General features: G+C 73.0%; 25 protein-coding genes. 11 read left to right on the top strand and 14 right to left on the bottom strand.

From position 1 onward, the window contains the following. The first annotated feature begins 88 nt into the window (after positions 1–88). Together ACH4E7_RS06475 and ACH4E7_RS06470 are read left to right on the top strand one after the other, a co-directional pair. Entirely contained in the window at positions 89–412 is a 324-nt protein-coding gene (locus ACH4E7_RS06475) for a hypothetical protein (RefSeq protein WP_396247849.1), read from the top strand. A 187-nt stretch (positions 413–599) separates the two neighbouring features. Further along, positions 600–2522: a cholesterol oxidase substrate-binding domain-containing protein gene (locus ACH4E7_RS06470; protein ID WP_396247848.1), complete on the top strand. Its 1923-nt coding sequence runs from the start codon at positions 600–602 to the stop codon at positions 2520–2522. Positions 2523–2552: 30 nt separating this feature from the next. Here the strand turns inward: ACH4E7_RS06470 and ACH4E7_RS06465 are convergent, their stop codons facing one another. Next, complete coding sequence (locus ACH4E7_RS06465) at positions 2553–3143, bottom strand: XRE family transcriptional regulator (protein ID WP_355670459.1); 591 nt, start codon at positions 3141–3143, stop codon at positions 2553–2555. Between the two features lie 240 nt (positions 3144–3383). Here ACH4E7_RS06465 and ACH4E7_RS06460 point away from each other — a divergent pair, with 240 nt between their 5' ends. Both ACH4E7_RS06460 and ACH4E7_RS06455 read left to right on the top strand, forming a co-directional pair. Continuing rightward, the gene (locus ACH4E7_RS06460; protein WP_396247847.1) at positions 3384–4157 is read left to right on the top strand and encodes an AzlC family ABC transporter permease; all 774 of its coding nucleotides are present in this window, start codon (positions 3384–3386) and stop codon (positions 4155–4157) included. Further along, positions 4157–4465, top strand: a complete 309-nt coding sequence (locus tag ACH4E7_RS06455) for an AzlD domain-containing protein (RefSeq protein ID WP_396247899.1) — start codon at positions 4157–4159, stop codon at positions 4463–4465. Before ACH4E7_RS06460 ends, ACH4E7_RS06455 begins: the two co-directional genes overlap by 1 nt. 164 nt (positions 4466–4629) lie before the next feature. On the opposite strand, the gene ACH4E7_RS06450 is transcribed toward ACH4E7_RS06455, so the two are convergent. Both ACH4E7_RS06450 and ACH4E7_RS06445 read right to left on the bottom strand, forming a co-directional pair. Next, positions 4630–4941, bottom strand: a complete 312-nt coding sequence (locus tag ACH4E7_RS06450; RefSeq protein ID WP_396247846.1) for a hypothetical protein — start codon at positions 4939–4941, stop codon at positions 4630–4632. Positions 4942–4973: 32 nt separating this feature from the next. Next, the gene (locus tag ACH4E7_RS06445) at positions 4974–5513 is read right to left on the bottom strand and encodes a GNAT family N-acetyltransferase (RefSeq protein WP_396247845.1); all 540 of its coding nucleotides are present in this window, start codon (positions 5511–5513) and stop codon (positions 4974–4976) included. A gap of 89 nt (positions 5514–5602) precedes the next feature. Here ACH4E7_RS06445 and ACH4E7_RS06440 point away from each other — a divergent pair, with 89 nt between their 5' ends. The 6 genes from ACH4E7_RS06440 to ACH4E7_RS06415 all read left to right on the top strand — a co-directional run bounded on the left by ACH4E7_RS06440 (position 5603) and on the right by ACH4E7_RS06415 (position 11524). Beyond that, positions 5603–6790 (top strand): acyl-CoA dehydrogenase family protein, encoded by a 1188-nt coding sequence (locus ACH4E7_RS06440; RefSeq protein ID WP_396247844.1) that lies wholly within the window; start codon positions 5603–5605, stop codon positions 6788–6790. 73 nt (positions 6791–6863) lie between these two features. Further along, positions 6864–7238, top strand: a complete 375-nt coding sequence (locus ACH4E7_RS06435) for an ADP-ribosylation/crystallin J1 (protein ID WP_396247843.1) — start codon at positions 6864–6866, stop codon at positions 7236–7238. Continuing rightward, positions 7235–8101 carry an ATP-grasp domain-containing protein gene (locus tag ACH4E7_RS06430; RefSeq protein ID WP_396247842.1) on the top strand — a complete coding sequence of 289 codons (867 nt, stop codon included), beginning with the start codon at positions 7235–7237 and terminating at the stop codon, positions 8099–8101. The genes ACH4E7_RS06435 and ACH4E7_RS06430 overlap by 4 nt, the downstream gene beginning before the upstream one ends. A gap of 164 nt (positions 8102–8265) precedes the next feature. Continuing rightward, entirely contained in the window at positions 8266–9144 is an 879-nt protein-coding gene (locus ACH4E7_RS06425) for an alkaline phosphatase family protein (protein WP_396247841.1), read from the top strand. A 371-nt stretch (positions 9145–9515) separates the two neighbouring features. After that, positions 9516–9998: a hypothetical protein gene (locus ACH4E7_RS06420; RefSeq protein WP_396247840.1), complete on the top strand. Its 483-nt coding sequence runs from the start codon at positions 9516–9518 to the stop codon at positions 9996–9998. A 239-nt stretch (positions 9999–10237) separates the two neighbouring features. Further along, positions 10238–11524 (top strand): multidrug effflux MFS transporter, encoded by a 1287-nt coding sequence (locus ACH4E7_RS06415; RefSeq protein ID WP_396247839.1) that lies wholly within the window; start codon positions 10238–10240, stop codon positions 11522–11524. Positions 11525–11651: 127 nt separating this feature from the next. Here the strand turns inward: ACH4E7_RS06415 and ACH4E7_RS06410 are convergent, their stop codons facing one another. From ACH4E7_RS06410 to ACH4E7_RS06360, 11 genes are all read right to left on the bottom strand, one after another. Continuing rightward, entirely contained in the window at positions 11652–13394 is a 1743-nt protein-coding gene (locus tag ACH4E7_RS06410; RefSeq protein WP_396247838.1) for a glycosyl hydrolase family 18 protein, read from the bottom strand. 341 nt (positions 13395–13735) lie between these two features. Beyond that, entirely contained in the window at positions 13736–14290 is a 555-nt protein-coding gene (locus tag ACH4E7_RS06405; RefSeq protein WP_396247837.1) for a hypothetical protein, read from the bottom strand. A gap of 198 nt (positions 14291–14488) precedes the next feature. Continuing rightward, a complete protein-coding gene (locus tag ACH4E7_RS06400; protein ID WP_396247836.1) occupies positions 14489–15076 on the bottom strand; it encodes a hypothetical protein in 588 nt (195 codons plus the stop codon). A gap of 164 nt (positions 15077–15240) precedes the next feature. Beyond that, the gene (locus ACH4E7_RS06395; RefSeq protein ID WP_396247835.1) at positions 15241–16158 is read right to left on the bottom strand and encodes an ABC transporter substrate-binding protein; all 918 of its coding nucleotides are present in this window, start codon (positions 16156–16158) and stop codon (positions 15241–15243) included. A gap of 50 nt (positions 16159–16208) precedes the next feature. Further along, positions 16209–16886, bottom strand: coding sequence for an ABC transporter permease (locus ACH4E7_RS06390; protein ID WP_396247834.1), 678 nt, complete (start codon positions 16884–16886; stop codon positions 16209–16211). After that, complete coding sequence (locus tag ACH4E7_RS06385; protein ID WP_396247833.1) at positions 16883–17551, bottom strand: ABC transporter permease; 669 nt, start codon at positions 17549–17551, stop codon at positions 16883–16885. Before ACH4E7_RS06385 ends, ACH4E7_RS06390 begins: the two co-directional genes overlap by 4 nt. After that, on the bottom strand, positions 17541–18725 hold the full coding sequence (locus ACH4E7_RS06380; RefSeq protein ID WP_396247832.1) for an ABC transporter ATP-binding protein: 1185 nt from the start codon (positions 18723–18725) through the stop codon (positions 17541–17543). Before ACH4E7_RS06380 ends, ACH4E7_RS06385 begins: the two co-directional genes overlap by 11 nt. Positions 18726–18999: 274 nt before the next feature. Next, positions 19000–19386, bottom strand: a complete 387-nt coding sequence (locus tag ACH4E7_RS06375; protein WP_396247831.1) for a rhodanese-like domain-containing protein — start codon at positions 19384–19386, stop codon at positions 19000–19002. Then, a complete protein-coding gene (locus ACH4E7_RS06370; RefSeq protein ID WP_396247830.1) occupies positions 19380–19904 on the bottom strand; it encodes a cysteine dioxygenase in 525 nt (174 codons plus the stop codon). The genes ACH4E7_RS06375 and ACH4E7_RS06370 overlap by 7 nt, the downstream gene beginning before the upstream one ends. A gap of 221 nt (positions 19905–20125) precedes the next feature. Further along, a complete protein-coding gene (locus ACH4E7_RS06365; RefSeq protein ID WP_101948289.1) occupies positions 20126–20203 on the bottom strand; it encodes a putative leader peptide in 78 nt (25 codons plus the stop codon). Between the two features lie 64 nt (positions 20204–20267). Further along, entirely contained in the window at positions 20268–23321 is a 3054-nt protein-coding gene (locus ACH4E7_RS06360; RefSeq protein ID WP_396247829.1) for a hypothetical protein, read from the bottom strand. A 526-nt stretch (positions 23322–23847) separates the two neighbouring features. On the opposite strand from ACH4E7_RS06360, the gene ACH4E7_RS06355 reads away from it, so the two are divergent. Next, on the top strand, positions 23848–24690 hold the full coding sequence (locus ACH4E7_RS06355; RefSeq protein ID WP_396247828.1) for a nitrilase-related carbon-nitrogen hydrolase: 843 nt from the start codon (positions 23848–23850) through the stop codon (positions 24688–24690). Positions 24691–24693: the final 3 nt, after the last annotated feature.

The raw sequence follows: 24693 nt of genomic DNA, 5'->3' as shown, positions 1-24693 counted from the left end.
CTATGTGCCCGCCGAGGAGCCGGGCAACAGCCGACGAGCCGGGACGGCCGCGGTGGCCGTTCGCCAGGTCGGGCCCCACCATGGCGGCATGACCAGCAACGATGCCGCCGCCACCCGCTACGAGACGATCGCCGAGGAACTCGCGCCCCGCGGCGCCCGGCGCTCCCGGATGTTCGGCATGCCCTGCCTGAAGGACCCCGACGGCAAGGCCTTCGTCGGGCTGACCGGGGACGAACTGGTCTGCCGGCTGGGCCGGGACTCGGCCGAGCACGCGGAGGCCCTCGCGCTGGCGGGGGCGCACCTGTTCGACCCGGCGGGCGGGCGGCCCATGAAGGACTGGGTCTGCGTGCCCGACGCGGCGGGTGAGCGGTGGCAGCACTACGCGGAGGCGGCCCTCGCGGCGCCGCGTTGAGCGCCGTCACGGGTGAGGGCCGCAGCTGTTCGAGCCGTGATCACTCGAAGGAGTGAGAATCTGGCCGGTTCGCTTCAAACGGCCGTACGGCGCTTCGTACGCTCCTGACCAAGGTCGGGCGGACACCGGCCCGCCCCGGACCGCCGCAGCTCGGCCCGGGGACACCAGCGCAGGGGGGCGGACCCGGATGACCACAGGACCCGGTGTGAACGGCGGAGCGGGCGGACGAGCGGGCGGCGAGGGGAGCGACCCGGGCCGCAACCGGGGGAGCGGCCTGAGCAGACGCCGGCTGCTCGGCGCCTCGGCGGCACTCGGCGGTGCGGCCTGGCTGCTGCGCGGAACCGTCGGCCCGGACAGCGCCGAGGCCGCCACACCCGTACCGCCCGGCCTGCCCGCCGGCACCGAGCTCTACCAGCAGGTCTTCCAGAACTGGTCCGGCGAGATCCGCACCGACCAGCTGTGGACCTGTGCGCCGCGCACCCCGGAGGAGGTCCCGGCGCTCGCCGACTGGGCATACGCCAACGGCTGGCGGCTGCGCGCCACCGGCTACCGGCACACCTGGGCGCCGCTCACCGTCGCCAACGGGACCCCGGACAGCGCCCGCGTGCTGCTCCTGGACACCAGCCGCCACCTCACCGCCCTCACCGCCGACTCGCCCACCACCGTCCGGGCGCAGACCGGCGCGAGCATGGAGGCGCTGCTCGCCCACCTGGCCGACCGGGGCCTCGGCCTGACCGCCTGCCCGGCCCCGGGCGACCTCACCGTCGGCGGCGTGCTCGCCATCGGCGGTCACGGTACGGCCGCCCCCGCCGCCGGCGAACTGCGGCCGGACGGGCACGGCTACGGCTCGGTCAGCAACCAGGTGGTCCGGCTCACCGCCGTCGTCCTCGACCCGGCCACCGGCCGCTACACCCTGCGCACCTTCGACCGCGCCGAGGCCGACAGCGCCGCCTTCCTGGTGCACCTGGGGCGCGCCTTCCTCACCGAGGTCGTGCTGCGGGTTGGAGCCGACCGGCCGCTGCGCTGCGTCAGCCGACTCGACATCCCGGCCACCGAGTTGTTCGCCCGCCCGGGCGGCGGCAGCGGCGGCGGACTGCTCGGGGGAGTGCTCGGCGGACTGCTGGGCGGCGGCGGCCCGCGCACCCTGGCCGACTTCGTCGAGCGTGATGGTCGGGTCGAGGCGATCTGGTTCGCCTACACCGACTACCCGTGGCTCAAGACCTGGACCGTCACCTCGGCTAAGCCGCTCGCCGCCCGGGCCGTCGACCAGCCCTACAACTACCCGTTCTCGGACAGCATTCCGGAACCGGTCGCCCGGCTGGCCGGCCAAATCGTCAGCGGAGCCTGGGGATCGGCCCCGCTGTTCGGCCAACTCCAGTACCTCATCGCCAAGGTGGCGCTCACCGGTGACCTCACCGACGTCCTGCTGTCCGGCGGCCTGCTGCGCGACCTGCTCACCGGCGACCTGATCACCCACCTGCTCGCCGGCGGCCTGCGCTCCGACCTCTGGGGCCCCTCACGCACCCTGCTGCAGTACGTCCGGCCCACCACGCTGCGGGTCACCGCCAACGGCTACGCGATCCTGACCAAGCGCGCCGACCTGCAGTGGGTGGTCAGCGAATTCGCCGCCTACTACCGGCAGTTGCTCGGCGAGTACCAGGCCCGGGGCGAGTTCCCGGTGAACGGCGCGGTGGAGATCCGGGTCACCGGCCTGGACGACCCTTCGTCCTCCGGCGTCCCCGGCGCCCGCCCGCCGCTGCTGTCCGCGCTGCGGCCCCGGGCCGACCGGCCGGAGTGGGACACCGCGGTCTGGCTCGACGTGCTCGCCCTCCCAGGCACCCCCGGCCTGGAGCGCTTCGCCCGGGACCTGGAGCAGTGGCTGCTGCGCACCTTCGACGGCACCCGAGCGGGAACGCGCGTCGAGTGGTCCAAGGGCTGGGCCTACACCGCCGACGCGGTCTGGGCCGACCCGGACCTGCTCGGCCGGGTCATCCCCGACAGCCTGCGCGTCGGGGGCGGGCCCGGCTGGGACGAGGCGGTCGCCGTACTGGACCGGCACGACCCGCACCGGGTGTTCGGAAACCCCTTCCTGGACGGGCTGTTGAAGTAGCCGGCCGCTGGCCTCCCGGGGGCGTGGCGGTCAGATGTGCTCCATCACGATCACCGCGAGGGTGTCCGGGGCCAGGGCACGGAACAGGTGCGGGGCGTCGCCCGGGTAGCTGATGTAGTCGCCCGGGCCCAGCTCGACCGGCGCCTCGGCCGGGCCGACCAGGGCCCGGCCCGAGCCGATCATCACGTGCTCGACGGTGCCGGGCATGTGCGGGTCGGAGGCCCTGGTCTCGCCCGGCTGGGCCTCGATCCGGTAGATGTCGCGCCGGGCGTTCGGCGGGCAGGAGGACAGCACGGTGGCCGCGTAGTTGGCCTGCTCGGAGTGGGTCACCGGGCCCTCCCCGGCCCGCAGCACCTTGACGGTCGGGCGCGGCGGGTCGACCAGGCGGCTGAACGGCACGTTCAGCGCGACCCCGAGCGCCCAGAGCGTCTCCACGCTCGGGTTGCCCGCGCCCGACTCCAGCTGCGAGAGCGTCGACTTGGCGATGCCCGCGCGCCGGGCCAGCTCGGTCATCGACAGACCGCTGCGCTCGCGCTCACGCCGGATGGAGGCGGCGATCTGGCCGATCAGCTCCGTGCCGGAGCCGTTGGCGCCCGTGGGCTGGGAGGTCTGGTCACTCATGCTCGCCACTCACGCTTTCTCCGGGCTCCTCTGTCGTTTCTCGGGCGGGTTCTCGGGCGGCTCTCGGGTCGGTCTGCGGGTCGGTTCCCGACTGGTCGATTGCCGGTGCTCGGTGCTTGGTGCTGCTCGGTGCCTGGTGTCGTTCATGCTGCCACGGTCGTCCGCGCCGATGTGCGTTCGCTCTGTCGGTCTTCCTGTTCGCCTTGACGAACTGCGGGTAGCGGGTTCACTCTGATGGACATGCGTTCGCTACTCCGAACACTGGAATACGCCACTCTTCGCGACATCGCCTTGGTCTGCCTCGCCGATGCCCTGGTCGGCGCCTCCTTCGGCGCGATCAGCGTGTCCGGCGGCCTGCCCCTCTGGGTGCCGATCGCCCTCTCCGCCCTCGTCTTCGCGGGCGGTTCGCAATTCGCCGCCGTCGGCGTGGTGCTGTCCGGCGGCGGCGCGCTCGCGGCCGTCGCCACCGGGCTGGTGCTCAACGCCCGGCTGCTGCCGTTCGGGTTCGCGGTGGCCGATGTGCTCCAAGGGCCTTGGTGGCGAAGGCTGTTGGGCGCCCAGCTGCTCACCGATGAGAGCGCCGCGTTCGCGATCCAGCAGCGTGACCCGCGCCAGCGCCGGGCGGCGTTCTGGATCTGCGGGATCGCGCTGTTCGTGGTGTGGAACGCCGCGGTGGTGCTCGGGGCGCTCGCGGGCGGGCTGATCGGGAACACGGACGCGGTGGGCCTGGATGCGGCCTTCCCTGCGGTGCTGCTGGCGCTCGTCCTGCCCTCGCTCGCGGACCGCCGGACCCGGACGGCGGCGCTGGTGGGCGCGGTCGCGGCGGTCGCGGCGACGCCGTTCGTCCCGGCCGGACTGCCGGTGCTGCTGGCCCTGGTCGGGCTGCTGTTCGCCGGGCGGTCGGAGGCGGGGGAGGCGGCCCAGTCTGCTGGGACTCCCGAGTCTGCCGAACCTGCCGGGTCCGCCGCCGTAGCCGCGGTCGACGTGGTGGCCGTGAAGGGGGAAGCCCGATGATGCCGCTGTGCGCCGTCCTGCTGCTGGCGGTCGGGACGTACGCCTACCGGGTCGCCGGACCGCTGTTGGGGCGCCGGCTCGCGCTCTCGGAGCGGCTGCGGCACCTGCTGGCCGTCGCGGCGGCGGTGCTGCTGGTCGCGCTGGTGGCGACCGGCGCGCTGACCCAGGGGCATGGCTTCGCAGGGTGGGCGCGCCCGGCGGGCGTGCTGGTCGCGGGGGTGCTCGCCTGGCGTCGGGCGCCGTTCCCGGCGGTGGTCGTCGCGGGCGCGGCGGCCACGGCGCTGCTGCGGCTGTGCGGGGTGGGGTGACGGCGAGCGACCCGGGGGCGGCGGTCGGGCGGTCGGCCGGCAGGCTTCAGCTGACAGATTTCAGCTGACAGATTTCAGCTGACAGATTTCAGCTGACAGATTTCAGCGAACAGCTGACAGATTTCGAAATCTGTCAGCTGTTCGCTGAAATCCGCCCCTCCCGCTCACTCCTCCGCGATGCGCTCCGCCTGCACCTCCGGCCGCTTGCTGTCCCACAGCAGTTCCCACACCTTGAACACGCAGTGGTAGTCCCGCATGCTCCCCCGCGAGATCAGCAGGTAGGTGTCCCCGTCCCGGAGCAGCGTCTGCCGCCGGCTGTTGAACGGGTGCTGCGGGGTGAAGGTCGGGACGATCCGCTGCAGTTCCTCGACGGCCTCCTCGCGGGTGCCGACGACCTCGCCGAGTACCTTGCTGCCCCAGGTTCGATCGTCGCCGACACCCACCGTCTCCTCGACGACCAGCGCCCAACGCGCCATGTTCCGCCTCCCCTTCCGTTCCGGTTGTTCCGTCACCGCACCAGCGACTTGAAGAAGACGGTGGTCGGGTGCAGGGTGCCCTCAGGGTCGGCCGCGTAGTCCGGCACCGAGCCGACCCGGGTCCAGCCCACCGCCTCGTACAGTCGCTCGGCAGGGCTGTCCGTCTCGGTGTCCAGCACCAGCAGCCGAAGGCCCGACCGCGCCGCCCGCTTCTCCAGCGCCGCCAGCAGACGCCCGGCCAGACGGTGCCCGCGGTCCGCCGGGTGCACCATCAGTTTGGCCACCTCGCCCCGGTGTCGGCCGTTCGTTGGCGTAGCCGGCCGCAGCTGCACCGTCCCGGCGAGCCGCCCGTCGGCCTCCGCCCGAGCCGTCCACACCACCCGCCGTCCGGCCGCGACGTCCGGGATGAGGGGCCGCCACCACGCCGAGGACTCGCCCGGCTCCAGCGGGGCGAGGAACCCGACCGAGGCGCCGCCGTTGACAGTCTCCACCAGCAGCCCGGCGAGCTCCTCCGCCGAGCGGTCCAGTTCCTCCGCTGTCACTTCGTCGACCACGTACGCCGTGCTGGACATGTCGCCTTCCTCACTCGCTCCCGTCCACCCGAGGCAGCGCGGGGTGCGGAATACTCCCCGGTATTCCGCCGAGAGTACAAGGAGCTTCAATGACGAAGCCGACCCGGATCGACCCGTCCGACCTGCTCGCGGTCGGCGACCTCCTCTCCGACGAGGAGCGGCTGATTCGCGACACCGTCCGCAAGTTCACCGAGGAGCGGATCCGCCCGCACATCGGCGACTGGTTCGAGCGCGGCGTCTTCCCGGCCCGTGAACTCGCCCCCGAACTCGGCGCCCTCGGCGTGCTCGGCATGCACCTCGACGGCTACGGCTGCGCGGGCGCCGATGCCGTGGCCTACGGGGTCGCCTGCATGGAGCTGGAGGCCGCGGACTCCGGGTTGCGCAGCTTCGTCTCCGTCCAGGGCTCGCTGGCGATGCGTTCGATCCACGCCTTCGGCTCCGAGGAGCAGAAGCAGCGCTGGCTGCCCGGGATGGCGGCCGGCGAGCTGATCGGGTGCTTCGGCCTCACCGAGCCGGACTTCGGTTCCGACCCGGCCAACATGCGTACCCGGGCGGTCCAGAAGGGCGGCAAGGGCGGCGACTGGGTGCTGTCCGGCAGCAAGATGTGGATCACCAACGGCAGCATCGCGGACGTGGCCGTGGTCTGGGCGCAGACCGAGGAGGGTGTGCGCGGCTTCCTGGTCGAGCGCGGCACCCGCGGCCTGACGGCCACCGACGTGCACGGCAAGCTCTCGCTGCGCGCCTCGGTCACCAGCGAGCTCGCCTTCGACGAGGTGGTGCTGCCCGCCGACGCCGTGCTGCCCGGTGTCACCGGCCTGCGTGGACCGCTCTCCTCCCTCAACGAGGCCCGTTACGGCATCCTCTGGGGCACCGTCGGCGCCGCCCGCGACTGCTACACGGCCGCCCTGGACTACGCCAAGAGCCGGATCCAGTTCGACCGCCCGATCGCCGGCTTCCAGCTCACCCAGCAGAAGCTGGTCGAGATGATGCTGGAGGTCGAGAAGGCCTACCTGGTGGCGCTGCGGATCGGCCGGCTCAAGGAGGAGGGCGCGGCCCGCGCGCCGCACATCAGCTTCGGCAAGCTGAACAACGTCCGCACCGCGCTGGAGATCGCCCGCAGCGCCCGGACCGTCCTCGGTGCCAACGGCATCACCACCGAGTACCCGGTGCTGCGGCACGCCAACAACCTGGAGTCGGTGCTCACCTACGAGGGCACCAGCGAGATCCACACCCTGGTCCTCGGCGAGGCCATCACCGGCGAGCCCGCCTACCGCTGACGGCTCGTCCACGCCGGTCGACCAGCGGAAATCCGGTAGCCGGGCCTGTCGCGGCCCGGCTACCGTTCCCGCCATGAACGGCCAGACCACCCGGACGCCCCCGACCACCACCCTCTGGCGCCCCACCGGGCCGCAGGAGCTGGCGCTGGTCGAGGCCGCCGACTGGCGTGCCTGGCCGCCCCGGCTGCCCGAGCAGCCGATCTTCTACCCCGTCCTCAACGAGGACTACGCGATCCGGATCGCCCGCGACTGGAACGTGCCCGCCTCCGGCGTCGGCTACGTCACCCGCTTCAAGGTCGAGACCGACTTCCTCACCCGCTACCCCGTGCAGCAGGCCGGCGGTCGGACCATCCTCGAACTCTGGGTGCCAGCCGAGGAGTTGGCAGAGTTCAACCGGCACATCGTCGGCCGTATCGAGGTCGTCCACGAGTTCCGGCCCCAGCCGTGACGCCGGGCACGGGCCAGGCGGGCATGGGTCAGGCGGGCACGGGCAAGGCCGACACGGGTACGGGCACGGCCGCGGCGGAGCGGGTCCTGCTCACCTCCGCCCAGACCACCAGCACCACCACCCTGCTCGCCGAGGCCGCCGTCCGGCGCGGCCTGACCACCGCCGTCCTGGACCGCCCGGGGACGGTCGAGCGGCTCGCCGGGCGACCCGTCCACTGGTACGGCGGGCCGCTCGCCGCCGCACGGATCGCCGCGCCGCTCGGCCTGGCCCTGCTCGAACCCGGGGACGACTGGCTCACCCGGCTCCCCGAGGAGTTCACCCGTCGTCGGATCGAACTCACCACCCTCGCCGAGGCCTGGACCCTGCGCCACCCGGCCTTCGTCAAGCCGCCCGCCGACAAGTCGATCCCGCCCGCCGTCTACCCGGACGGCTCCCGGCTGCCGCGCACCGGCGAGCGGATCGGCCCCGACACGCCCGTTCTGGTCAGCGAGCCGGTGACCTTCGCCGCCGAGTATCGGCTTTTCGTCCGCGACGGCGAGGTGCTCACCGGCAGCCGCTACGCCCGCTTCGGCCGACTCGACCCGGCACCGCTGACCGATGGGGCCGCTGCCTTCGCCCGCCGCCTGCTCGACACCGTCGGCCACACCCTGCCCAGCGCCGTCGCCCTGGACGTCGGCCCGATCGCCGACCCGTACGACCCGGCCGAGCACTGGGCCGTGGTCGAGGCCAACCTGCCCTGGTTCGCGCACTGTTACGCCGCCGACCCGGAGCGGGTCCTCGACGTGGTGCTGCGCGCCGCCGGACCGGCCGCCGAACTCGCCGAGGCCGACCGCAGGTTCGTCCGCCCGCTGACGGACAGCTGACCGATGGCCGGTCGACAGCTGACCGGCGACTTCCCGACACCTCGCGGACACCTGTCGTTCGACGCGGCGACGCCGAGCGGTACGGCGGGCGGTGAAGCATGGCGCGGTCGGCGGTGCCCTCGGCGGGCGCGGCCGGGTGTGCACGACCGAAAGGAAGCCCCAGCATGTCCGCAGCTCAGTGGCCCCGCCCCCGGGTGCTCGTCGTCGGGATCGACGGAGTACGCCACGACTACCTGGCCGAGGTGCCGATGCCACGCCTCCAGGAGGTCGCCGAGGCCGGGTTCCTGGTGCCGGTCACCGTCGCGGACGGCACGCCCACGATGTCCGGCCCCTGCTGGGCCACCATCGTGACCGGCGTCGAGCCCGCCAAGCACGGCGTCTGGGGCAACCACCTGGGCGGCAACCGGCTCGACGTCTTCCCCGACTTCGCCACCCGCCTCAACCGCGGCGATCGCCGCCGCACCTTCGTCGCGGCCGGCTGGGACCCGCTGATGATCAACCAGTCCGGCGGCCCGCTGTTCCGCGCCCCCGGCCGGCTCTCCTATATAGCCCCGGCCGAGGACACCCCCGAGGCCTGGGAGACCGTCGACGAGGAGGTCACCCGGGAGGCCGTCCACGTCCTCTCCACCGCCGACCCCGAGGCCTCCTTCGTCTACCTCGGCGCCGTCGACGAGACCGCCCACTTCCTCGGCTGCGGCGAGGAGTACCGCGCCTCGATGCGCACCGCCGACGAACGGCTCGGCCGTCTGCTCGACGCCGTCCGCGGCCGGGCGACCTACGCGGAGGAGCAGTGGACCGTCATCGTCGTCACCGACCACGGGCACGTCGACGCCGGCGGCCACGGCGGGCGCACGGTCGAGGAGCGGACCGCCTGGGTCGCCTGCGCCGGGCACGACATCCCGGCCGGCCCGCCCACCGGTGAGATCCGCCACCCCGACGTCGCCGCCCAGGTGTACGCCTCCCTGCTGCGCCCCATCGACCCGCACTGGACCCTCGACGGGCGCCCCTTCCCGGTCGCCCGACCGGTGCCGGCGACGGTCTGACCCACCTCTGCCCCGGCACTGTTCGGCGGACCCGTTCGAGGCCGTCCGTGCCCCGGGTGCAGCAGGCGGGGCTGCGGCGGTCCCGTGCTTCAGACAGGCTCGATCGGGGCCCGAACGGCACGTACCCGGGGATCGGGCCGCCGGACATACGCCTGAAGGTGGAGACGGTACCCCGTGGGTTGGATGCAAGATCGCGACCTCGTGGTGACGATCCGATGGGTCGGCCCGGGCCACGATAGGTACAGCCGGACGGCGGACCATTCCGCCGGACGGTCCGGACGGTCCGGACGGTTCGGACCGTCCGGACCGTCCGGAAACGGTCACACCGGCAACCGGCACATCGGCACCGGACACGGAGAGGGCAGTCGGGCATGAAGGGCATCGTGAGCAAGGTCGCGCTGGGAGTCGCGGGCGCCGGCATGGCCGTCGCCGTGGCCGCCGTGGCAATCGGCCCGCGGGTGTCCGAGTGGTGGGACGGGCGCCACCAGGAGCAGGCCTCGTACGAGAGCGGGTCCCAGGCCAAGGCCGACCGCCGATCGATGCCCGCCTGGCTGCCCGACAACGCCTCCTCGGTGAAGTACCTGATGTCCACCACGGGCGAGGACCGCCTGCTGCGCGCCACCCTCCCCGAGGGCCGGCTGCCCTCCGGCTGTACCGCCGGGCTGTCGGGCAAGGGCCCGCACCCGGTGCCGGTCTCGCTCAAGGCCGGCTGGTTCCCGGAGAGCATCGCGGCCAAGGCGAGCGGCACCTGCGGGCACTACAATGTGACGCTCACCGGCAACCAGCTCTACGCGTGGCAGGACGGCGCGGCGATGCAGGCGGCCCGTCGGGCCGAGCACGTCGCCAAGCACTGAGGGTGCTGACCGGGTGCTGATCCCGGATCGGCCGTCCTGACCAGGGAGTGGAACGGCCCGCCGGGCACCGGAAGGTGGCCGACGGGCCGTCGTCGTGCGCGTGCCGTGAGCCGTGCGGCGTGCTGTGATCGGCCAGTGGGCGGATCCGCCCGGACGCACCCCTGCCGTCGTTTCCCCCGCCGGGCTGCGATAGGACGGATCGCGAACGAACCCACGTCACCGCGTCCGTTAGGAGAGCCATGCCCGGCCCGACCGTCGGCCCCGCCGACGACACGTCGACCGCTCCCGCGCCCGCAGCAGACACCACGTCCGGCATCGGCCGGGCCGGTGCCGGCCGGGCGATGATCGCGGTCCTCGGCGGTCTCACCGCGCTCGGCCCGCTCACCACCGACCTCTACCTGCCCGGCCTGCCCGCGATCGCCGAGGAGCTGACGGTCGGACCGGCGGCCGTTCAGCTCACCCTCACCTTCTCGATGGTCGGGGTCGCGGCCGGGCAACTGCTCTTCGGGCCGCTCAGCGACCGCTTCGGGCGCCGCCCGCCGCTGCTCGTCGGCCTGCTCGTCTACACCGTGTCCAGTGTGGTGTGCGTGCTCGCGCCCAACCTGTCGGTGCTGATCGCCGCCCGCTTCGTCCAGGGCGCGGCCGGGTCGGCGGGGCTGGTCATCGGGCGAGCCGTCGCCAGGGACCGCTTCCAGGGCGTCGCGATGCTGCGCTTCCTCGCCTCGATCGCGCTGATATCCGGGCTGGCGCCGATCCTCGCCCCGATCATCGGCGCCCAGCTGATGCGGTTCACCTCCTGGCGCGGCACCTTCGGCGCGCTGACCGCGCTCGGACTACTGCTCACCCTGGCCGCGTTCGGCGCGCTGCGCGAGACGCTGCCGCCACAGACCCGGGACGGCGGCGGGGTGGGCGCGGCGCTGCGCACCATGGGGCGGCTGCTGCGCCATCGTCCCTTCCTGGGACTGGCGTTGACCAGCTCGCTGTCCTTCGGCGCGCTGTTCGGCTACATCAGCGGGTCGTCGACGGTGCTGCAGCACGTGTACCAGGTCTCGCCGCAGACCTACAGCCTGCTGTTCGGGCTGAACTCACTCTCGATCGTGGTGATGACCCAGCTGAACGGGCGGGTGCTGGCCCCGCGCTTCACGGCGCGGGCGCTGATGCTGGGCGGGCTCGTGACGGCGGTCGCGGCCGGGGTGGCGCTGGTGCTGCTGACGATGGTGTGGGACTTCGGGCTGGCCGGGTTCTGCCCGCCGCTGTTCGTGCTGATGGGCAGCCTCGGGGTGGTCCTGCCGAACACGGCGGCGCAGGCGTTGGGCATGGTCGAGCCGCAGGTGGCGGGGACGGCCTCGGCGCTGCTGGGCACCGGCAACTTCCTGTGCGGGGCGCTGGTCGCGCCGCTGAGCAGCCTCGGCGGACGGCCGTCGGCGGTGCTGCTGGCGGTGGTGGTGCTGGGGTGCGGGGTGCTGGCGACGGTGGCGTACGCGACGATGTGCCGACCGGGGTGGTTGCGGGCCGCGGCGAGGTGACCTCGGCGGACGGGTGACAGCTGGCGGCAGGTGACAACTGACGGCGAACAGATAACGGCTGACAGATTTCAACATCTGTCAGCCGTTATCTGTTGCGAGTCGGCCGTCGGCCGGCAGTCATCAGCCGCTAGGCGATCGAGAAGTCGTCCCCATAGACAGTGCCCTGCCCGTACCAGCCGTGCAGGTACACCGTCACGGTGCCCGAGGAGCTGGTCGTGAACGGCACGGACAGCTTGGTCCAGCCCGAGGAGTTGGTCCAGGTGCTGGCGGTGGCACCGCCGGTGACCCCGACGTAGGCGTAGTCGCCCTGCACCCACCCGCTCAGCGTGTAGCTGGTGTTGGGCTGCAGCGTCACGATCTGCGAGCACTCGCCGGTCTGGATCGCGCCGGGCGCTGCCCGCAGCGCGTAGGAGCCGGCGTGGACCGGGGTGGAGACCACGCCGCCGCCGCTCTGGCAGGTCCACGGGGCCGGGCTTCCGGCCTCCAGGTCGCCGTTGACCAGGCCGGTCGACGGCGCCGTGCCGGTGACGGTCAGCGCGTAGGTCGTGGTGTGGGTGCCGGAGGCCGCGCTGCCGGTGATCGTCAGCGGGTACCTCCCGGGCGCCACCGCCGAGGTGGTGGCGATGGCGAGCGTCGCGCTGCCTCCTGCGGTGACACTGCCGGGCGTGACGGTGGCGGTGACGCCCGCCGGGGCGCCGCTCACCGACAGGCTGACGCTCTGCGCCGAACCCGCCGCCACCGCCGTCACGATGGCCGCAGAGGTGGACGAACCGGCGGTGACCGTGGCCGAGCCGGGGTTCACCGCCACCGAGAAGTCGTTGGTCACCGTTGAGCCGCTGGTGAACGGCGCGAAGAGTTGGGAGAAGTCCCAGGTGTTCTGGCTGATGCCGGAGCAGGAGTCGTCCCCGCCCTTGCCCGGGCAGCCGCCGTTGTCGCGCTGGAGCGCCCAGAAGGACAGCGTGTTGATGCCCTTCGACACCGCCCAGTTGTAGACGGTGGTGGCGTTCGCCACCGTGAAGGTCTCGGCCGCGCCGTAATCGTCGATGCCGACCATCTCGGTGATCCCGATCGAACCCCACAGCTGCGCCGGGGTCTTGGACGGATAGAGCTCGGCCAGCTGGTTGTACAGGCCCTGCGCGGAGGTCTGGGTGTCGGCCGCCATGTCGTGGGTGGCGCCGTCGTAGTAGTCGAAGGTCATCATGTTGACGACGTCGATCCGTGCGTTGTTGCCGACCGCGTTCTTCAGCACCGCGAGGCCGCTGGCGGCCAGTCCGCCGGTGGTGGTCGGCAGGGTGTAGGAGAACCGGACGGTGCGCCCGTTGGCGGCGGCCCAGTCCTGCACGGTCTTGATGGCCTTGTTGCGGCGGTCGATCCCGGCCGTGTTGGTGAGCGAGTTGTCCTCGATGTCGAGGTCGATCCGGCCGATGTCGTAGGTGGTGATCAGGTTCTCGTAGGCGGCCGCGATCTGGTTGACGTCGGTGCAGCTGTCGGCCAGCTCGGTGCCGGTGTTGTCGGCGGTGTAGCCGCCGAAGGAGGGGATCACGTCCCCGCCGTTGGCCCGGATGGCGGCGATGTCGGCGCCGAAGGTCGAGGAGGAGACTGGCTTGGAGGTGTCGCCGTTCCAGTACGGGGTGCAGGAGCCCTTGGTGGCGGCCTGCAGGAAGGCCATCGTCAGGTACTTGGCGCCGGATTGCGCGGCCAGGGTGGCGGGGCTCTGGCCCGTCCAGGACTCGAAGTAGGGGGCGAACACCCGGCTGGGCAGCGGGGCCGCGGCCTGGGCGGTGCCCGTTCCGGCGGTGACCAGACCGGCCGCGGCGACCAGTGTGGTGCAGGCCGAAAGCGCGGCCTGGACGGTTCTGCGAAGACGCATGGATTCTCCAACAGGCGTGGTGGGGCATGGCGTTGGGGAGGCTCGAACGGGCCGGGGCGTTCGAGGCGGACGCAAGGGCATGCGGAACCCGTCGACTCGCGTGGAGGCGCGCGACGGTGCGAACGTGCGCACGCCGTACGGAGCGGGGGTGGAGCGGAACAGGGCAGGGCGGTGCCTCAGCCGCCGGTGGTCACACCCCCACAGTGCATCCCGGTCGGATCGACATGCTTATGTTTGGACTAGACCACTGGCCTGTCAAGGGACCTGACTGTTCGTCAGCATGCGTTCCCCGGCCGCAGAAGGGAGGGGATCCGCGGCCGGGGCGCGGCGGAGTCGGGTGGTCAGGCCCTGCGGCGCAGGTCGCCCAGCGTCTCCTCGACCAGCCGCAGGGCGGTGGTCTCCTGGTAGCAGCGCAGAGGCCGGAGCTTGACGACGGTCTGCGTCAACCATTCGTCGTCACCCAGGAGTTCCGGGCGGCGCTCGCAGGCGGCGTGCAGCAGCATGAAGCGGAGCAGCAGGATGTGACGGGCGGGGTACCAGGCGTGGTGGTGGGTGAACCGCGCGGTCCAGTCCTCCTCCGGATCGCGCAGCATGGAGCCCAACGCGGCGCCCGTCCAGGGGTTGTGCGGCCGGAGCGACAGGAAGCCGGCGGACCTCGTGGCGAAGACGGGGTCGCAGGCCACCTGGAGGCTGATGCCCCGGAAGCGGTCCCAGGTGACCAGCTTCGACTCTCGGCCGACGACGCGGTGCTCCATGCCCTCGGGGAGGAGGGCCAGGTGGGCCTTGCGGGTGTGGTCGCCGATCACCCAGTGCTCGTCCGTGCGCACCAGTGGGCCGAGCTGCAGCGAGCGGGCGGCGTCGGCGGGGACGGGCGAGGCGGTCCGGTCGGCGTTCACGGTGGCTCCTCGGGCAGGGTTCGGCACCTTGCCGACCAGTCTTCCCGGCTCACCTTTCACCGACCCTACACGACTCCCGCCTTTTCCCGTAAGGGAGTTCGGGTTCGCGGACGCCGATGGCCGCGCACCCGGCGGGCGGGGCGCGGCCACGGCTGCCCGGAGCTCAGGATGCCGGGCGGTCAGGGGGTGCTGAGCGTTCTAGCGCGTCGGCGGGCAGAGCGTGGCGCGCAGCGCGTCGTTGATCTTCGCGGCGGTGTCCGGCCCGAAGCCCTGCGGGTGGTCGGGCGAGGTGAAGTGCTGGTCGGCCAGTTCGATCAGCTTCGCCTTGTCCTTGGGGAACTGGTACATCGACTGGCACTGCTTGCGGGCCTGCTCCACCACCTGGTCGGGCTTGTCGCCGACGATCGCCGGGTCGATCGCCTTCAGCGCGGCGACCACCTTGCCGGTCACGTCGGCGTCCGGCTTGGCGGGCAGCCCCGCGTCGGCGGGCGGCGCGGGCTTGGCCGGGGCCGAGCCGTCCGTACCGGGCGCCGGTGCGCCCGTGGCGCCGTCGGCCGTGCCGGTCGCGGAGGGTGCGGGCGTCCCGGGCGTCCCGGCGGTTCCGGGCGTTGAGGCGGTCGAACCGGTCGAGCCGGGGGTCGAGGTGTCGGACGGGGTGGCGACGGCGGTGGTGGGGGAACCGGCCGCGGCGGTGGCCTTGCCCGAGCTCGATCCCGAGCTGGAGCAGGCAGCGAGGCTCACCGCGGCGAGTGCCGTGAGGGTGGCGGCGAGGAGTCGAGTGCGCATGGCGCCACACTGTCATGTTCGCGGCGTCGAAGGGAAGGTCCCCCCGTACGGCGGACGGCGGCCCGGAAGCCGAGGCCTCCGCACCGCCGTCCGAAGGGCGAGCCGTTCACCGTCCGCCGTACGCCCCGGGCGTCAGCCGAGCCGTTCACCGTCCACCCCGGGCGTCAGTCGAGCCCGTTGGCCTTCAGCCAGTCCTTGGCCACCGTCGAGGGGTCCTCCTTGTCGATCGCGACCCGCTTCATCAGTGCCGTCAGCCCGGCGGTGTCCAGCTTGGCCGACACCGCGTTGAGCGCTGCCGTCGCGGTGGCGTTCACGCCCGCCTTGCTGACCAGCGGGGTGACGTTCTGCGCGCCGAAGACGTTCTTCGGGTCGGTCAGCGGGACGAGCTTGTACTGGACGATCTTCGGGTCGGTGGTGAACACGTTGCCGACCTGGATGCTGCCGTCCTTGAGCGCGTTCGCGGTGGTGTCGGCGGTGGGCTTCCACTCCTTGAAGGTCAGCCCGTAAACGTCCTTGAACTGCTGCTCGCGGCGGGACTTGAACTCCGGCGGACCGCCGATGGTGAACTCGCCGGCCTTGGCGGCCAGGTCGGAGATGCTCTTGAGGTTGTACTTGTCGGCAGCCTCCTGGGTGACGCTGAGCGTGTCCTTGTCCTCGGCGGGGGAGGAGTCGAGGATCCCCAGCGAGGCGGGCAACGTCTTGGTCAGTGCCGCGTTCACGTCCTGGGTGGTGACGGCGGTGGCCGTGGCGTCCAGGTGGGCGAGCAGTGAGCCGTTGTACTCGGGAAGGACGGTCAGGTTGCCGCTCTGCAACTGCCCGTAGAGCACCTCGCGGCTGCCGATGTTGAACTTCTCCTCGACCTTGACGCCCTTGGCCTTGAGGGCCTGCGAGTAGATCGAGCCGAGCAGGACGTTCTCCGGGAAGTTCGCCGAGCCGACGATCACCGTCGACCCGGAGCCGCCGCCCGCCGCGGCGCTCGAACCCCCGTCGAGCGGGTTGCTGCTGGAGGAACTGCACGCGGTGGCGCCCAGGGCGAGCGCGGCGAGGGTGCCGAGGAGGACGGCGCGCCTGCTTCTCTTCATTGTCGACATGGTGACAGTTGTCCTTCCGGAACGGATGGGAGCGGAGAGTTTCAGCGGGCCCGGCGCTGGGCGCGTACCCCGGGCGGGAGCGCGAACCGGGCGAGCAGGGCGAAGAACAGCTGGGCGCCGACCGCGAGCAGCACCACCAGCAGCGCGCCGCCGACGGTCACCGCGTACTGGCGGGTCGCCAGTCCGTCGATGACGTAGCGGCCCAGACCGCCCAGCCCGACGTAGGCTGCCACCGTGGCGGTCGCGATCACCTGGACGGTCGCGGTGCGGAAGCCCGCCAGCAGGGTCGGCGAGGCCGACGGCAGGCAGACCTGGAGGAGCACCTGGGGGTGGGTCAGGCCGATGCCGCGCGCGGCGTCCCGGACGTCCGGGTCGGTCCCGCGCACCCCCTCGACCGCCGCCACCAGCAGCGGCGGCGCGGCCAGTGCGACCAGCGGGATCAGCACGGCGGTGTCGCCGACTCCGGCGAGCAGCACCGCCAGCGTCACCAGACCGAGGGTGGGCAGGGCGCGGGCGGCCCCGGCTAGCGCGGTGACCGCGGTGACACCGCGCCCGGTGTAGCCGATCAGCAGCCCGAGCGGCACGGCCAGCAGGGCCGCGAACAGCAGGGCCTCACCGGAGAGCAGCAGGTGCTCGGTGATCCGGTGCACGATCGAGTCCGGACCGCTGCGGTGGTCCGGGGCGGAGAAGAAGTCGCTCAGCCAGTCGAGCCAGTTCACGAGCCCGCCCCCTTCTCCCGGACGGCCCAGGGCGCGAGCAGCCGCCGGGCGGCCACCAGCAGCAGGTCGACGGCCAGCGCGAGCACGGCGATCAGTACGATGCCGGCCACGATCGGGGTCGGGAAGGTGCGCTGGAAGCCGTCGACGAACAGGTAACCGAGCCCGCCGCGTCCGACCAGTGCGCCGACGCTGGCCAGCGAGATGCTGGACACCGCGGCGACCCGCAGTCCGGCGATCAGGTACGGCACGGCGGCGGGCAGTTCGACCGAGGTCAGCCGGTGCCACGGCCCGTACCCCATCGCGGTGGCGGCCTGCCGGACGGACTCGGGGACGGCGCGCAGCCCGTCCACGGTGGTCGGCAGCAGCACGGCGAGGGCGTAGAAGGCGAGCGGGATCATCACGGTCGCCTGGGTGGCGAGCCCGGTGTAGGGGATCAGCACCACGAACACGGCCAGCGAGGGCAGCGCGTAGACGACGTTGAAGACCGCGGCCAGAGGCTGGTACAGCCGGGGGAACCGGGAGCAGGTCAGACCGAGCGGGACGGCCAGCAGCAGGCCGATGAGCACCGGGACCAGGGCGATCACGGCGTGGTCGGCGAGCAGATGGCCGAGGTAGCCGAGGTGGTCGCCGATCCAGTACCAGCGGACGATCGGTTCATCGTCCATCGTCGGCTCCGTCCGCCCGATCGGCGCCGGTCATCTCGTTGGCGCCGGTCGTCGTGTCGGTGTCGGCGGTGCCGTTCGCCCTGTCGGTGCCGGCCGGCTCGCCGGTGTCGACGCTCTTGTCGCAGGCGGCGCCGGTTCCCGTGACGGGCGCGAGCGCCGCGAAGATCGCCTCGCGGCTCACGGTGCCGGTGGCCCGGCCCTCGGCGTCCAGCGCGACCGCGACCCCGACGGGGGAGAGCACGGCGGCGTCCAGGGCGGTGCGCAGGGTGTCGGTGTCCGGGCGGTAGCCGGCCACCGGCTGCAGCTCGGCGGCGACGGCGTTGCGGTCGATCCAGCCGATCGGGCGGCGCTCGTCGTCCAGGGCCAACTCCCAGCCCCCGTAGCGGACTCCCTCGCCGACCGGGCGGAGCGGGACGGCGCCGGCAGGGCGCAGCCCGAGACCGCGCAGGCCACGGTCGCGGCCGAGGAAGGCGGCCACGCCGTCGTCGGCGGGGGCGGTCAGCAGGGTGTGCGGGTCGGCCAGTTGGGCGATCCGACCGTGCTCGCGCAGCACCACGACCTGGTCGCCGAGCCGGACGGCCTCCTCGATGTCGTGGGTGACGAACAGCACCGTCTTGTGCAGCTCGGACTGCAGCCGTAGCAACTCGTCCTGCAGCCCGGCGCGCACCACCGGGTCGACGGCGCTGAACGGTTCGTCCATCAGCAGCACCGGCGGGTCGGCGGCCAGCGCGCGGGCCACGCCGACCCGCTGCTGCTGGCCGCCGGACAGCTGGAACGGGTAGCGCTTGGCGGTCTCGGGGACGAGCCCGACCAGTTCGAGCAGTTCGGCGGCCCGGGCGCGGGCCTTCTTGCGGTCCCAGCCGAGCAGGTAGGGGACGGTGGCGATGTTGTCGATCACCCGCCGGTGCGGGAAGAGCCCGGCCTGCTGGATCACGTAGCCGATGCCCCGGCGCAACTTGGCGGGTTCCAGCTGGGCGACGTCGGTGCCGTCCAGCAGCACCCGGCCCGAGGTGGGCTCGACCATCCGGTTGACCATGCGCAGCAGGGTGGTCTTGCCGCAGCCGGACGGTCCTACCAGGACGGTTATCCGACCGGTCGGGACGTCCAGGTCCAGGCCCTCGACGGCGATGGTGCCGTCGGGGTGGCGCTTGCCAGCGCCCTCGAATCTGATCACGGGGTGTTTCCTCGTCAGGGCGCCCCGGGGAGGCGGCGCCTGTGTCGTTCGGTCGTTCGGTCGGGTCGTTCGATTGACGGCGGCTCCAACCGCCCGGGCGTTCTTCCGCCCGCGTGGCTGCCCAGGTTTGGACCGGCGGAAACTCCGATCAGACTATGACCTGAATCATCTCCTGTCCGTGATTTACCGTGTGGCACGTGCCGTGGAGCCCGGCTCAGACCAGGCTTGAGCCCCCGTTCCCGCGCCGCTTCTGCGCTCCGCTCGGGCCCGCGGCTCAGCCGCCCGGGCGGGTCGGCAGCCCCGCGGCCGCCCATCCGGCGAAGCCGCCGTCCAGGTCGGTCGCCCGGTGCAGTCCCAGCTCACGCAGCGAAGCGGCGGCCAGGCTGGAGGCGTAGCCCTCGGAGCAGACCACGATCGGCTCGATGTCGTAGCCCGTGGCCTCGGGGATGCGGTGACTGCCCGTCGGGTCGAGCCGCCACTCCAGGACATTGCGCTCGATGATGAGCGAACCGGGGATCTCGCCCTCGGCCGCCCGCTGCGCCGCCGGACGGATGTCCACCAGCAGCGCGCCCTCCAACTGGGCCTGGTACGCCTCCCGGGCGCGCGGGCGGTGCACGCCTTCGCGGGCGCGCTCCAGCAGGTCGTCGATCGTGGTCACCACTGCTCCGGTCCTTCCTCCGAGGTACGCACGAGCCCGCCGGCCCGCAGGTCGTAGTGCGCCATCGAGCTGAGCGGCGGCGAGTAGGCGTGCAGGGTGACGGCCGGGCCGGAAGCGGTGTTGCGGACGTCGTGTACGTACTCGGGGCCGAAGGCGCGGGCGGTCCCGGCCGGGATCCGGCGGATCAGCAGGCCCTGCTCCGGGCCGCCGAGGGACAGCTCCTCCAACTCGCCGAGGGCGACGGTGAACGCGCCGCGCGAGCCGCCGTGGTCGTGGAAACCGGTGGACTGGCCGGGCAGCCAGCTGATCAACCACACCTCGTGGTCGTCCTCGGCCACCAGGCGCTGGTACCAGCGCTCCTCGGTGGAGAGGCGGACCAGGTGGATCCACCGCTCGGGCCGCTCGGCCAGCTCGCGGACGACGGTCCGCAGGGCGTTCGGGGTGAGCGGGGCACGGGCGCGCTCGGCGGGGGGTGTCTCGGGGGTGTGCGTCGGGGTCTCGGCGGCGAGGTCCAGGCTCATGGGGCGTCCTCGGGTGCGGCGGGAACGTCGGCGGGGTGCGCCCGGGTGCGGCGGCCGCAGCGCTGGTGCCCGGGCGGGCGCGGGCCGACGGGGCGGCCCGGCACCACCGGGCACGGCACGCACGGTGCCGCCGGGCGGGCGGGAGTCAGAACTGCGGGTGTGGGTGCGCGGCGCGGGCCCTGGCAGACGTCACAGGGCGGGACCGGCGGGGGAGAACAAGGTCAACAGGCACAGATGGAACTCGCCTGGCGTCGCAGATCGACGTGCAGGCGGCAAACCAGAGTGGTGCCGGAGTCCATGCACCGGATCTTTTCCGAGCCGGTCGGACGAAGTCAAGCCGGGGCGCCCGCCTGTTGCGCCCTGTTAACCCTCGGCGGAGCGGCACGGCGCCGGGGGAGCCGCGGCCGACGGCGCCTGTGCGGAGTGGCCGGACGGCGTCGAGGGCGAGCCGCCGGGCGGCTGCGCGGGGACCGGCGCGACGTCGGAGCCCCCGGTCGGCGACAGCGCCTGCTCGATCACCGGCCCCGCCTGCTCGCCCAGGTAGCGGCCGAGCGTCTGGTAGGCGTCGAACTGCTGGTGGTCGAACCACTGGTCACTGGTGCCGTCGTTCGGGAAGGCCCGGTTCGCCACCGCGTAGGAGTGCAGCTCGTACGGCATGTCGGCGGTCAACACCGCCTGGAGGACGACCAGCGTGCCGTGCCGTTCGGACTCCGGCCGGCCGTCGGTGTCGGGGTAGCGGATGTCGCCGGTGATCACCCCGCGGGCCGAGAGCCGGTCGGCGAGCTGGGCCGCCAGCCCGCGCAGTGGTGCGCCGGCCCCGTCCCGCTCAGCGGCCCCGGCCCGGTCGCCGGCCCCGTGCTGGTCGGCGGTGGCGCTGCCCGGGATCAGCAGCTCCGGCCGGTGCAGGGTGATCACGATGCCGAGCTCCTCGCGGGCCAGGGTGATCGCGGCGGCCAGGTTCGCGGCGTAGCCCGAATCCCCGCTGGCGTCGATGCACACGGCCGTCCGCACCCGGTGCCGCAGCAGCTCGACCAACCCGAGGTTCTCGTAGTGGCCGCCGTCGGTGGTGAGCAGGAAGCGGTCGTCCGCCGGGAACCGGCCGGTCAGCTCCCGCAGTTGGTACGGGAGCCGACGGACCGCGGGCTGCGCCGCGCGGCGCCAGTCCGGGGCGCCGGACCAGACCGGGCCGAGCACCGCCGGGTTGGGCAGCCATGTCCCGAGCCGGGCGTTGGTCACCGCGAACAGGCCCTGGTAGACCTGGGACTGGCGCCCCATAGCGGAGGAGAAGGCGGCGCCGGAGACGGCCATCGCCGACTGGACGGTGAGGTCCCGGGCGATGTGCCGCCGGGTGCGCCGCTCCAGCAGGTCGGTGCGCGCGTACCCGACGTCCGGACCGCCCACGTAGTCGTGGGAGAGCGAGAAGGAGACCGCCCGACGGCCCGGCGGCGTACGGGAGTTGCCGGAGAGATTGGCCGCGGTGGAGAAGATCACCTGCGGGAAGTCGGGGTGCCGGGCGGCGTAGTGGCTCAGCCAGGTCTGCTCGCGGTAGAAGTCGTACCGGCGGGCGAACGACCGGCCGCCCTCGGTGACCCGGCGGACCGCGAACGCCGAGGCCAGGCGCAGCCGGTAGAACGGGTGCAGGCTCATCCAGGTCTGGTCGAGGTTGAGCCCGACCGCGCCGAGCACCAGCGGCAGCAGCACCTGGACGGCCGTCGGCCAGGCGTACCCTGTGGCGACCGCCCAGCCGAGGGCCAGCAGCGCGCCCGTCGTCATCGTGGTGAGGGCCGCCCACACCACGACGTACTGCGGCAGGTTGGCGGTCAGCCCGCCGCCGAGCCGGCCGACGCCGCGCAGTACCCCGGCGACCGCGGCCGCGCCGCTGCGGATCGTGCGGCGGTCGCGCCAGAGTATGCCGAGCAGGAGTGCGAGGTAGCTCAGCACCACGGTCAGGCTGAGCCCGGCGCCGGTCAGCTGCGGACCGGCCGCCAGCGCCTGTTGGAGCCGGACCGCGCCCCAGGCCAGCCCCGGCACCGCCAGCACCCCGACGGCCAGCAGAGCGGCCAGCGTGAGCGCGGCGTAGTAGAGCCGGTGCAGCGTGCGTGGCAGCAGCGCGTGCCAGCCGAGCGGCGGGAAGGCCAGCAGCCACAGCAGCCAGCACCCGGCCGCCGCGGCGAGCAGTGCGCCGACGGCGGCCAGCGCGGGAGCCCGGAACGCCAACCCGCCCGGTACGGCGCCCGCGTGGCGCAGTCCGGCCGCCGCCAGGCCGTCCAGGTCGGTGAGCGGGAGGGCGTGGTAGAAGCGGCTGAGGCCGAGGCCGAGCACCAGGACGGCGGCCAGCAGCAGGGTGAGCGCCGACAGCACGCCGCGCAGCAGCGTCCCGAGGGCGACCAGCCACTCGCCGGTGCCGTCGGCGATGAACTTGCTGTGGCGGCGGAGGTGGTCCTCCTCCGGGGAGCCGGGCTCCAGCACGGTGTCGGCCGTCAGCCCCGAGACGGCGTGCACCGGGCTGCCGGGGGCGGAGTCGCTGAGCGCGAGCTGCAGTGCGCCCACCGTGTAGCCGCCGCCCGAGACGGAGACCAGGTACCGGGCCCGTTTGAGCCACGGGCGCAGCGCCTGGAGGGCGCCGAGCGTGACGCAGGCCGAGCGGATGCCGCCGCCCGAGGCGCAGAAGCCCAGCTCGGCGGGCTCGCGGCCGGGTGGCACCCGGGCGGCTTCGCGCCAGTGGGTGCGGGCGCCGGGTGGCTCCTCGGACGGCTGCCCGCCGTGCCGGGCGGCCGTCGGCCAGGGCGGGATCAGCGCCGGACGCTCCGGGTCGGTTTCGTCCGCGGGCTTCGACGAGGAGGGCAGCAGCCCGCGTACCGCCCGGGCGGCCGTCACCATCAGCAGGCCCGCCGCCACCACCCCGGCGGGCGGGAGCAGCAGCCAGGCGACGGTGGAGAGTGCGGCCGCCAGCGCGAAGGGGGTGTCGGAACCGCCGTGGTCGAGCCCGATGCGCAGCAGAACGTTCCCGGTGAGGTCGCAACCGGCCGCGAGCAGCCCGGCCCCGCCGACCGCGAGGACCAGGGCCCGCTGACGCCGCCGGCCGAGCACGTACCCGCCGAGCAGCGCCGCGGCCACCAGGGTGAGCCCGTACCCGACGGTCAGCCAGACCTCGGCGCGCAGGGCGGCCGCGTAGTCCCCGGCGCGCTCGCCGACCACCGCCTCGGCGGCGGTACGGGAACCGGCCAGCCGCAGGGCGACCTCCCGTGCCGGGGGCGCCTGCCGGTGGTACAGCAGCCGGCCGAGGACCAGCGGCAGCAGGGCGCCGAGGGCGAGCAGCAGGCCCGCCCAGGCGGGCAGGGCGGGCGGGCGCACCGCCGCCGGGCCGTCGCCCGCGGCCGCATCCGAAGGACCCGTCGCACCCGAAGGACTCGTCACGCCCGGAGTGCCCGTCGAGCCCGAGGGGCCCGCCGTATCCGGAGTACCCGCAGTACGCTCCGCGCGCTTGCTGAACGCTGCCACCCACACCACCCCTTGGTCCCGATGCCACCCCGCGTCGTCGCCGTGCCGTCGCCGATTCCCCTGCCAGATCCCCGAATTGACGCCGCCAGGCCACGGTGTGACGGTCCGTCGCGGCGTCCACCGGCGGTTTACCCTGCGGTGGCCGATTCCGCACCCCGGGCGCCCGCATTCACTCGAATGAGTAAGGAGCGCACGTCCGGGGTAGATGAGCGTTTCATCCCACCCAGGACCACCCGCGTGTCCGCGTAACAAGATCGCCCCAGACGCGTTACCGCCAACGTATTGTCAGGCCACCAAGGCCCGGCCTACCGTCTACAGATCGCTTTCTACGCACGTAGACCCCTGCGGCTCCCCGAGCGGAACCGCAGGAGAGACCCGCCCCGTCAACCCTCAGACCGCGGGTCCGACCGCTCGGCCGGGCCCCGGAGTTGCGGAGGTACCCATGTCGCAGATCGTCCGTGCCGCGCTCGTCCAGACCCGCTGGACCGGCGACCAGGAGAGCATGATCGCCCTCCACGAGCGGTACGCCCGTGAGGCCGCCGCCCAGGGCGCGAAGATCATCGGGTTCCAGGAGGTCTTCAACTCCCCGTACTTCTGTCAGGTCCAGGAGCCCGAGCACTACCGCTGGGCCGAGGCCGTCCCGGACGGCCCGACCGTGGGCCGGATGCGGGAGCTCGCCCGCGAACTCGGCCTGGTCATGGTCGTTCCGGTCTACGAGGAGGAGCAGACCGGCGTCTACTACAACACCGCCGCCGTGATCGACGCGGACGGCAGCTACCTCGGCAAGTACCGCAAGCACCACATCCCGCAGGTCAAGGGATTCTGGGAGAAGTACTACTTCAAGCCCGGCAACCTCGGCTGGCCCGTCTTCGACACCGCCGTCGGCAAGGTCGGCGTCTACATCTGCTACGACCGCCACTTCCCCGAGGGTTGGCGCGCCCTGGGACTGGCCGGCGCGCAGATCGTCTACAACCCCTCCGCCACCAGCCGCGGCCTGTCCGCCTACCTGTGGCAGCTCGAACAGCCCGCCGCCGCCGTCGCCAACGAGTACTTCGTCGCCGCCATCAACCGGGTCGGCACCGAGGAGTACGGCGACAACGACTTCTACGGCACCTCCTACTTCGTCGACCCGCGCGGCCAGTTCGTCGGTGACGTCGCCTCCGACAAGGAGGAGGAACTCGTCGTCCGCGACCTCGACCTGGATCTGATCGAACAGGTCCGCCAGCAGTGGGCGTTCTACCGCGACCGCCGGCCCGACGCCTACGGACCGCTCGCCGAGGCCTGAGGA

Origin of the sequence: Kitasatospora sp. NPDC018058 (genome assembly GCF_044327205.1) — a bacterium.
Lineage (GTDB): Bacteria > Actinomycetota > Actinomycetes > Streptomycetales > Streptomycetaceae > Kitasatospora.
The sequence above is the reverse complement of the archived record's forward strand: the minus strand, read 5'-3'. Positions and strand labels throughout refer to the sequence as shown.

Excerpts from the sequence above, each read along its gene's own strand:
- ACH4E7_RS06475 (WP_396247849.1), top strand. The coding sequence starts at position 89 with ATGACCAGCAACGATGCCGCCGCCACCCGCTACGAGACGATCGCCGAG.
- ACH4E7_RS06470 (WP_396247848.1), top strand. The coding sequence starts at position 600 with ATGACCACAGGACCCGGTGTGAACGGCGGAGCGGGCGGACGAGCGGGC.
- ACH4E7_RS06465 (WP_355670459.1), bottom strand. The coding sequence starts at position 3,143 with ATGAGTGACCAGACCTCCCAGCCCACGGGCGCCAACGGCTCCGGCACG.
- ACH4E7_RS06460 (WP_396247847.1), top strand. The coding sequence starts at position 3,384 with ATGCGTTCGCTACTCCGAACACTGGAATACGCCACTCTTCGCGACATC.
- ACH4E7_RS06455 (WP_396247899.1), top strand. The coding sequence starts at position 4,157 with ATGCCGCTGTGCGCCGTCCTGCTGCTGGCGGTCGGGACGTACGCCTAC.
- ACH4E7_RS06450 (WP_396247846.1), bottom strand. The coding sequence starts at position 4,941 with ATGGCGCGTTGGGCGCTGGTCGTCGAGGAGACGGTGGGTGTCGGCGAC.
- ACH4E7_RS06445 (WP_396247845.1), bottom strand. The coding sequence starts at position 5,513 with ATGTCCAGCACGGCGTACGTGGTCGACGAAGTGACAGCGGAGGAACTG.
- ACH4E7_RS06440 (WP_396247844.1), top strand. The coding sequence starts at position 5,603 with ATGACGAAGCCGACCCGGATCGACCCGTCCGACCTGCTCGCGGTCGGC.
- ACH4E7_RS06435 (WP_396247843.1), top strand. The coding sequence starts at position 6,864 with ATGAACGGCCAGACCACCCGGACGCCCCCGACCACCACCCTCTGGCGC.
- ACH4E7_RS06425 (WP_396247841.1), top strand. The coding sequence starts at position 8,266 with ATGTCCGCAGCTCAGTGGCCCCGCCCCCGGGTGCTCGTCGTCGGGATC.
- ACH4E7_RS06420 (WP_396247840.1), top strand. The coding sequence starts at position 9,516 with ATGAAGGGCATCGTGAGCAAGGTCGCGCTGGGAGTCGCGGGCGCCGGC.
- ACH4E7_RS06415 (WP_396247839.1), top strand. The coding sequence starts at position 10,238 with ATGCCCGGCCCGACCGTCGGCCCCGCCGACGACACGTCGACCGCTCCC.
- ACH4E7_RS06410 (WP_396247838.1), bottom strand. The coding sequence starts at position 13,394 with ATGCGTCTTCGCAGAACCGTCCAGGCCGCGCTTTCGGCCTGCACCACA.
- ACH4E7_RS06400 (WP_396247836.1), bottom strand. The coding sequence starts at position 15,076 with ATGCGCACTCGACTCCTCGCCGCCACCCTCACGGCACTCGCCGCGGTG.
- ACH4E7_RS06395 (WP_396247835.1), bottom strand. The coding sequence starts at position 16,158 with ATGAAGAGAAGCAGGCGCGCCGTCCTCCTCGGCACCCTCGCCGCGCTC.
- ACH4E7_RS06385 (WP_396247833.1), bottom strand. The coding sequence starts at position 17,551 with ATGGACGATGAACCGATCGTCCGCTGGTACTGGATCGGCGACCACCTC.
- ACH4E7_RS06370 (WP_396247830.1), bottom strand. The coding sequence starts at position 19,904 with ATGAGCCTGGACCTCGCCGCCGAGACCCCGACGCACACCCCCGAGACA.
- ACH4E7_RS06365 (WP_101948289.1), bottom strand. The coding sequence starts at position 20,203 with ATGGACTCCGGCACCACTCTGGTTTGCCGCCTGCACGTCGATCTGCGA.
- ACH4E7_RS06355 (WP_396247828.1), top strand. The coding sequence starts at position 23,848 with ATGTCGCAGATCGTCCGTGCCGCGCTCGTCCAGACCCGCTGGACCGGC.